Below are 6750 nucleotides of genomic sequence, written 5' to 3'. Positions count from 1 at the left end.
GCCGATGACCGCGCCGGTCCGACCTTATCGCCGACACTGCCGGTCAGTCGGTTGTCAGCGACTTCTTGCCGAGGATGGAGTGGCGGCGGCTGTAGGCGAAGTAGATGACGAAGCCGAGGGCCATCCAGACGATGAAGCGGATCCAGGTGTCCACCGAGAGGTTGACCATCAGCCACAGGCAGGACAGGACGGCCAGGATGGGGACGAGGGGGACCAGGGGGACGCGGAAGCCGCGGGGGAGGTCGGGGCGGGTGCGGCGCAGGATGATGACGCCGACCGAGACCAGAACGAAGGCGAACAGCGTGCCGATGTTCACCATTTCTTCCAGGGTGCCGAAGTCGACGAAGCCGGCCAGCACGCAGCAGACGACGCCGACGATGACAGTCAGGCGAACCGGGGTGCCTCGCGTACCGGTGTGGGCCAGCCAGCGCGGCAGCAGCCCGTCGCGCGCCATCGCGAACAGCACGCGGGTCTGGCCGAGGAACAGCACCATCACCACGGTGGTCAGGCCGGCCAGCGCGCCGATGGAGATGACGTTCTTGGCCCAGTCGACACCGTGGATCGCGAAGGCCGTTGCCAGCGTGGCGTTCTCACCGGCCAGATCGGTGTAGGGCACCATGCCGGTGAGCACCAGCGTCACCGCGACATAGAGCACGGTCACGATGAGCAGCGAACCGAGGATGCCGCGCGGCACCGCCTTCTGCGGGTTCTTGGTCTCCTCGGCGGCGGTGGCGACGACGTCGAAACCGATGAACGCGAAGAACACCAGGCTGGCCGCGGCGAGCAGGCCGTACCAGCCGAAGTTGCTGTCGCCCGCGCCGGTGAGGAACGAGAACAGCGACTGGTGCAGGCCGCTCGCGCCGTTCTCGGCCGGCTGCGACGGCGGGATGTAGGGGCTCAGGTTGGACGCCTTGAAATAGGTGAGGCCGAGGACGAGCACCAGCGCGATGACGCCGAGCTTGATCGCGACCGCGATCGCCGACACCCGCGAGGACACCTTGGTGCCGATGGCCAGCAGCACGCCGAGCACCGCGATCAACGTGACCGCGCCCCAGTCGAAGGTGACCGAGCCGAGTTGCATGGTGGCGGACTCGAATCCGAAGACCGTGCCCAGATACTGCGACCAGCCCTTGGCGACCACCGCCGCGGCGAGCGCGAATTCGAGAATGAGGTCCCAGCCGATGATCCAGGCGACCAATTCACCGAACGTGGCATAGGAATAGGTGTAGGCGCTACCGGCGACCGGCACCGTCGAGGCGAATTCGGCGTAGCAGAACGCGGTGAGACCACACGCGATCGCGGCGAATACGAAAGCCAGCGACACCGACGGGCCGGCCACGTTGCCCGCGGTGCGCGCGGTGAGCGTGAAGATACCGGCGCCGACGACCACGGCGACACCGAAGATCGTGAGATCCCACGCCGTCAGGTCTTTGCGGAGTTTGGAATCCGGGTCGTCGGTGTCGAGGATCGATTGCTCGACCGATTTGGTGCGGAACAATCCGCTGCTGCGGCCGGGTGTTCGGCCTGCCTCTGGTGTGGCTTCCGGTGTCGGCACGGTCTTTCTCCTTCTGTGCGAACGTCTTCGGGGAGTACCCGGAGGCAGGTCAGTGCACGCCCTGCATGTGGCGCTTGATCCAGGGGGCGCACGCGACCACGACGAGGCCTGCCGCGATGGCGGCGGCGCCGCTGATCCCGAAGTAGGCGGTCTCGCTGTCGGGGCTGTAGAAGCGGGCCAGAGTCCCTGCCATCGAGGTGCCGATACCGACCGAGAAGAAGTACAGGGCCATCATCTGGGAGCGGAACGCGGCGGGCGCGAGATGGGTGGTCACCGCGAGACCGATCGGCGAGAGCAGCAGTTCGGAGATGGCGAAGCCGCCGAGGATGGCGAACACCGCGAGTACCGGGACGGTCTTGCTCTCGAATCCGCTCAGCAGCGCGAACAGCCAGAACGCGATGCCCATGCCGATGACGCCGAGCGCGAACTTGATCGGGGTGCTCGGCGCCCGGTTGCCGAGCTTGGTCCACATCAGCGCGAACAGCGGCGAGAGCGCGATGATCCACACCGGCTCGACCGAGCCGATCCAGCTCGCCGGCGCTTCCCAGCCGAAGATCCGCCAGTCGACGCGCTCGTCGGAGTACACCGCGAGCATGGTGAACATCTGCTGGAACAGCGACCAGAACACCGCGTTGGCGATGAACAGCGGGATGAAGGCGAGCACCCTGGTGCGCTCGACCGGGGTCACCTTGGCGCTGGTGAGCAGCACCGCGAAGTAGGCGATCGAGGCCAGCACGATGACGCCGGTGGTGACGTCGGAGAGATTGTCGAGCGTGATCAGCCCGGCCGCCACGGCCACCGCCACCACGAGCGCGGCGACGGCGACACCGATCAGCACCGGGGTCAGGTCACGGCGGGTGACCGGGTTGGGCACGTCGCGGCCGTGGGTGCCCAGGTTGCGCCGGAAGATCACGTACTGGGTCAGGCCGAGCGCCATACCGACCGCGGCGGCTCCGAAGCCCGCGTGGAAGCCCCACTCGCGCTGCAGCAGACCGGTGAGCAGCGGGCCGGTGAACGCGCCGATATTGATGCCGAGATAGAACAGCGTGAAGCCACCGTCGACGCGCGCGTCCGAGGGCGCGTACAGCGTGCCGAGCAACGACGACGCGTTCGCCTTCAGCGCGCCGCTGCCGAGCGCGACGAGCACCAGACCGACACCGACACCGGTCAGCCCGGGCAGCAGCGCCAGCGCGATATGGCCCGCCATCACCACGACACCGCCGTAGAAGACGGTGCGTTCCATGCCCAGCACCCGGTCGGCAATCCAGCCGCCGAGCACGGTGGACAGGTAGACCAGGCCGCCGTACGCGCCGACGATGCCCAGCGCCGTGCTCTGGTCGAGGCCGAGCCCGCCCTCGGTGGTGGAGTAGTAGAGGTAGTAGCCCAGGATCGTGAGCATGCCGTAGAAGGAGAAACGCTCCCACAGCTCGACGCCGAACAGGTTGGTCAAACCGATCGGATGACCGAACAGGGTGCGTTCGGCAGCCTCGTCGGCCGGGCCCGGCGGGTCGCCGAGCCGCGTTTCTTCGGTGGACATAGGGGAACGATCCCACGTCCAAACGGTGTACAGCAATTTTCCCGCATCTTCGCGGGTCCGGCGTGCCGTGCCGTCTCACCTCGGCGGAACTCGGCGCGCGGCGGGCTCGCGCGCCAATTACGCTGGAGTGGCCCGACTCCCGCGACGGACGAGGAAATCAGACATGCTGACTGCCGAAGTCACGGTGCCGGTCGACCGCAGCGCGGCCTTCGCGACTCTGTCCGACGGCTGGCTGTACGCGAGCTGGGTGGTCGGTGCCTCGCATATCGGCCGGGTCGACCCGGACTGGCCCGCCGTCGGCAGCCGCATCCACTACCGGTTCGGGCTGTGGCCGATGTTGATCAGCGACACCACGGTGGTGCGGGCCGTCGATCCGCCGCATCGGCTGGAGCTGGAGGCGCGGCTGTGGTCGGTGGGGTCGGCGTGGATCCGGCTGACGCTGACCGAGGAGGAACCGGGCCACACCACCATCCGGATGACCGAGCGGGCTTCCGGCGGTCCGGCGCAGCTGATCCCCGGACTGGCCCAGGACCTCGTCTTCGCCGCGCGCAACCAGGAATCGCTGGACCGGCTGGCGGATTTGATCAGGGCGCGCACGCAGAAGTCGTGAGAGCCTCGATCGGATGGCGGCCGGGCGGCGACTGGCGTAGCACCGACCCGGCCGGCCTGTCCGACAGCGGCAGGCAATGGCCGCGCCGGAGCTGGCCGCCACGGACTACTGGCTGGGTTCGGGCAGCTTGCAGTCGCTGACCTTGGGGTTGACCCCCATGTAGTTCAACGGACCGGCGATCACCGTCACCGCGATGGTGCCCAGCGTCGCGCAGTTCTGCTCACGATCGGTGAGATAGCCGCGCTGACCTGCGGCGATAACACCGATCACCAGCCACACCAGCACCAGAATCGGAATGATGCGGGACAGATACATGATGTCTCCTGAGGGAGTGCGGCCGGGGATCAGTACCAGTGGCGCCGGCCGCCGATCGGACGGCCCATGCCGCCGACCAGGGCGAGTACTACGCCGATGACCAGCAGGATCACGCCGATGGTGGTCAGCAGCGAGATTCCGAGGACGAGTCCGAGGATGAGGAGAATTGCGCCGAGGATAATCATGGGGCTCACCTGTTCGGTAGGGGATCCACGTCGGGATGTGCCGGATGGTCCGCCACATCGGGCGTATGCCCCGTTATGCCGATCGGAAACAGGTATCGCTTGCGCGGGAACGGATCTGCGGAAATCGCCCCGGTGCGGTCAGCGTGTCGTCGCGCCGCGCCGGGATGCCGCCTCGTTGTCGGCGGTCAACCGGTAGACCGTGCGTTCCATCGTCGCCAGGATCTCGGTGATCGGCAGGGTGCCCGCGGCGAAACGGCCGATCAGGGCCAGTGCCATATTGCCCAGGATCAGGCCGAGATCCTCGAGGTAGCCGGGGTCGAGGTCGCGCAGGAACAGCTCGACGGCCGGGAGCACCGCGATCAGGCCCTGGCTGTCGAGGCGTTCGCCGCCGGGGCCGGTGCGGGCGTGGTGGTAGGCCTCGAGCATCTTGGGATTGCGCTCCCACGGCTCGAAAATGGTGCGCAGCAGACGCGTCAGGCTGTCGCGGACGGATTCGCCGGGTTCGGGTGGGGTTATCTCCGCATAGGCGTTGGTTTCCATCCACTGCGCGAGCGCGGCGATGATCAGCTCGTCCCTGGTGTGGAAGAGCCGGTAGATCTTGGCCAGCGAGACGTGGGCCCGCGCGGCGACGGTGCGCAGCTGTACGGCGTCATAACCGTCGGTGGTCAGCAGGTCCAGCACCACCGCGATGATCTTCGCGGACGCGTCGGAATCCGTTCCCCTGGTCACGGGTGAATGGTAACGTCGCCGACCGGTAACACGGTTACCAGTACCTCTGATGAAGGTTTGCCGAATGTCGAAGATCACCCGTCGCGCCCTGCTCTCCGGCGCGGCCGCCGCCGGCCTGACCCTGGCCGCGTCGCACACCGCATCGGCGCGGGGCATCGCGGCCCGCACCGGCGGTATCCCGCTCACCAGCGAAGACCGCAGGGTGGTGGTGATCGGCTCCGGGTTCGGTGGCGGCGTCACCGCGCTGCGTCTGGCCGAAGCGGGCGTTCCGGTCCTGCTGCTGGAGCGCGGCAGGCGCTGGCCGACCGGCCCGAACGCACAGACCTTCCCGCTGGCCACCCGCCCCGACAAGCGCATGCTCTGGTACCGCTCCGATCCGGTGGTGTTCGGTCGGCCGCTCGTGTTCGAGCCGTATGCCGGTCTGGTGGAAGCGATTCCGGGCGCGGGCATGACCGCGCTGTGTGCCGCGGGCCTCGGCGGCGGCTCGCTGATCTATCAGGGCATGTCGTTGCAGCCGTCGCGCGAGGTGTTCGAGACGCACTTTCCGGCGGAGCTGGACTGGGAACGGATGGACCGGATCCACTACCCGCGGGTGGCGCGCATGCTTGGGCTCGCCACCGCGCCGGACGAGCTCATCGGCCACGAGAACTACGCCGCGGCAAGAATTTTCGCCGAGCGGGTGCGTAGTGCCGGGCTGCCGCTGTCGACGATCCCGATGCCGATCGACTGGAACTACGCCCTCGCCGAGCTGCGCGGGGAGATGACGCCGTCCTATACCAACGGTGACGGCGCGCTGGGCGTGAACAACGGCGGTAAGCACTCCGTCGACGTCACCTACATCGCGGCCGCCGAGGCGACCGGGCTGGTCGAGGTGCAGACCCTGCACGAGGTGACCGACATCGAACGCGCCGCCGACGGCCGCTGGGTGGTGCGCGTCGATCGGGTCGACACCGCGGGAAATGTGCTGGAGAACAAGGTGATCACCACCGGCGCGGTGGTCATGGCCGCGGGCAGTCTCAACACCACCCGGATGCTGGTGCGGGCTGGTGCCACGGGGCAGATCCCGGACCTGCCCGAGGAGCTCGGCCGGGGCTGGGGCACGAACGCCGACCGAATCTATGTGTGGCGCAACCCCTCCGCCGGATTCGGTGCCGCGCAGGGCGGACCGGTGGTCTACGGCAGCAAGAACTGGGACGACCCGCACGCCGCGTTCACCGTCATCCAGGCATCGATTCCGTCGCTGCCGGTCGACCCGGGCGCCACCATGCTCGTCGGCTACGGCGTCAGCACCGGGCGCGGCGAATTCGTCTACGAGGCAGGCAGTGACACCGCGACGCTGCGCTGGCCCGGCGACGGTGACCGCGCGATCCAGGACAACCACATCGGCCCCACGGTGGCGCGCATCGCGGGCCCCGACAGCACCCTCGTCGACACCAATGCCCTGTTCCCCTCCACCTGGCACCCGCTGGGCGGCGCCAATATGGGCGCGGTGTGCGACCTCGACGGCCGCGTCCTCGGCCAGCGCGGCCTCTACGTCCTCGACGGCGCCCTCATGCCGGGCAACACCGCGGCCTGCAACCCGTCGATGACCATCGCCGCCGTCGCCGAGCGCGCACTGGACAACCTGGTCCGCACCGACGTGGGCACGATCATCTGAGCCCGCCGCCCCGGGTGAACGTGGCCGGACTCGTCGTCCCACCGGTCAGGGCCGAGCCGCGGGGCCTGGGGGGGGCCCCCCGGGGGGGGGGCGCCCCCGGGGGGGTTAGGCTCGCCCGCCGGCGGGGGGGGGGGCGCGGGCCCCGACCGGCGCGGGGCGCGG

At 68.7% G+C, this 6750-nt stretch carries 7 protein-coding genes; 2 read left to right on the top strand and 5 right to left on the bottom strand.

The window, feature by feature from the left end; translation table 11 throughout:
* Nucleotides 1-43 precede the first annotated feature (43 nt).
* Together ACFWPJ_RS15010 and ACFWPJ_RS15005 are read right to left on the bottom strand one after the other, a co-directional pair.
* Complete coding sequence (locus tag ACFWPJ_RS15010; RefSeq protein WP_378851447.1) at nucleotides 44-1555, bottom strand: amino acid permease; 1512 nt, start codon at nucleotides 1553-1555, stop codon at nucleotides 44-46.
* 49 nt (nucleotides 1556-1604) lie between these two features.
* Nucleotides 1605-3092 carry a peptide MFS transporter gene (locus ACFWPJ_RS15005; RefSeq protein WP_378851445.1) on the bottom strand — a complete coding sequence of 496 codons (1488 nt, stop codon included), beginning with the start codon at nucleotides 3090-3092 and terminating at the stop codon, nucleotides 1605-1607.
* A 163-nt stretch (nucleotides 3093-3255) separates the two neighbouring features.
* Between ACFWPJ_RS15005 and ACFWPJ_RS15000 the strand changes: the two genes are divergently transcribed.
* Complete coding sequence (locus ACFWPJ_RS15000; RefSeq protein WP_378851442.1) at nucleotides 3256-3702, top strand: SRPBCC family protein; 447 nt, start codon at nucleotides 3256-3258, stop codon at nucleotides 3700-3702.
* 105 nt (nucleotides 3703-3807) lie between these two features.
* On the opposite strand, the gene ACFWPJ_RS14995 is transcribed toward ACFWPJ_RS15000, so the two are convergent.
* The 3 genes from ACFWPJ_RS14995 to ACFWPJ_RS14985 form a co-directional block, all read right to left on the bottom strand.
* Nucleotides 3808-4017, bottom strand: coding sequence for a hypothetical protein (locus tag ACFWPJ_RS14995; RefSeq protein WP_378851439.1), 210 nt, complete (start codon nucleotides 4015-4017; stop codon nucleotides 3808-3810).
* Nucleotides 4018-4046: 29 nt separating this feature from the next.
* Complete coding sequence (locus ACFWPJ_RS14990; RefSeq protein WP_378851436.1) at nucleotides 4047-4202, bottom strand: DUF6131 family protein; 156 nt, start codon at nucleotides 4200-4202, stop codon at nucleotides 4047-4049.
* A 138-nt stretch (nucleotides 4203-4340) separates the two neighbouring features.
* Nucleotides 4341-4931, bottom strand: a complete 591-nt coding sequence (locus tag ACFWPJ_RS14985; protein WP_378851434.1) for a TetR family transcriptional regulator — start codon at nucleotides 4929-4931, stop codon at nucleotides 4341-4343.
* A 64-nt stretch (nucleotides 4932-4995) separates the two neighbouring features.
* Between ACFWPJ_RS14985 and ACFWPJ_RS14980 the strand changes: the two genes are divergently transcribed.
* Entirely contained in the window at nucleotides 4996-6588 is a 1593-nt protein-coding gene (locus ACFWPJ_RS14980) for a GMC oxidoreductase (protein WP_378851431.1), read from the top strand.
* Nucleotides 6589-6750: the final 162 nt, after the last annotated feature.

The sequence above is a fragment of the Nocardia sp. NPDC058497 genome, assembly GCF_042720195.1.
In the GTDB taxonomy this organism is placed as follows: Bacteria; Actinomycetota; Actinomycetes; order Mycobacteriales; family Mycobacteriaceae; genus Nocardia.
Note: the sequence above shows the minus strand (reverse complement) of the source record. Positions and strands in the feature narration are given on the sequence as shown.

Coding starts and splice junctions, on each gene's coding strand:
- ACFWPJ_RS14980 (WP_378851431.1), top strand. CDS start 4,996: ATGTCGAAGATCACCCGTCGCGCCCTGCTCTCCGGCGCGGCCGCCGCC.
- ACFWPJ_RS14995 (WP_378851439.1), bottom strand. CDS start 4,017: ATGTATCTGTCCCGCATCATTCCGATTCTGGTGCTGGTGTGGCTGGTG.
- ACFWPJ_RS14990 (WP_378851436.1), bottom strand. CDS start 4,202: ATGATTATCCTCGGCGCAATTCTCCTCATCCTCGGACTCGTCCTCGGA.
- ACFWPJ_RS15005 (WP_378851445.1), bottom strand. CDS start 3,092: ATGTCCACCGAAGAAACGCGGCTCGGCGACCCGCCGGGCCCGGCCGAC.
- ACFWPJ_RS15000 (WP_378851442.1), top strand. CDS start 3,256: ATGCTGACTGCCGAAGTCACGGTGCCGGTCGACCGCAGCGCGGCCTTC.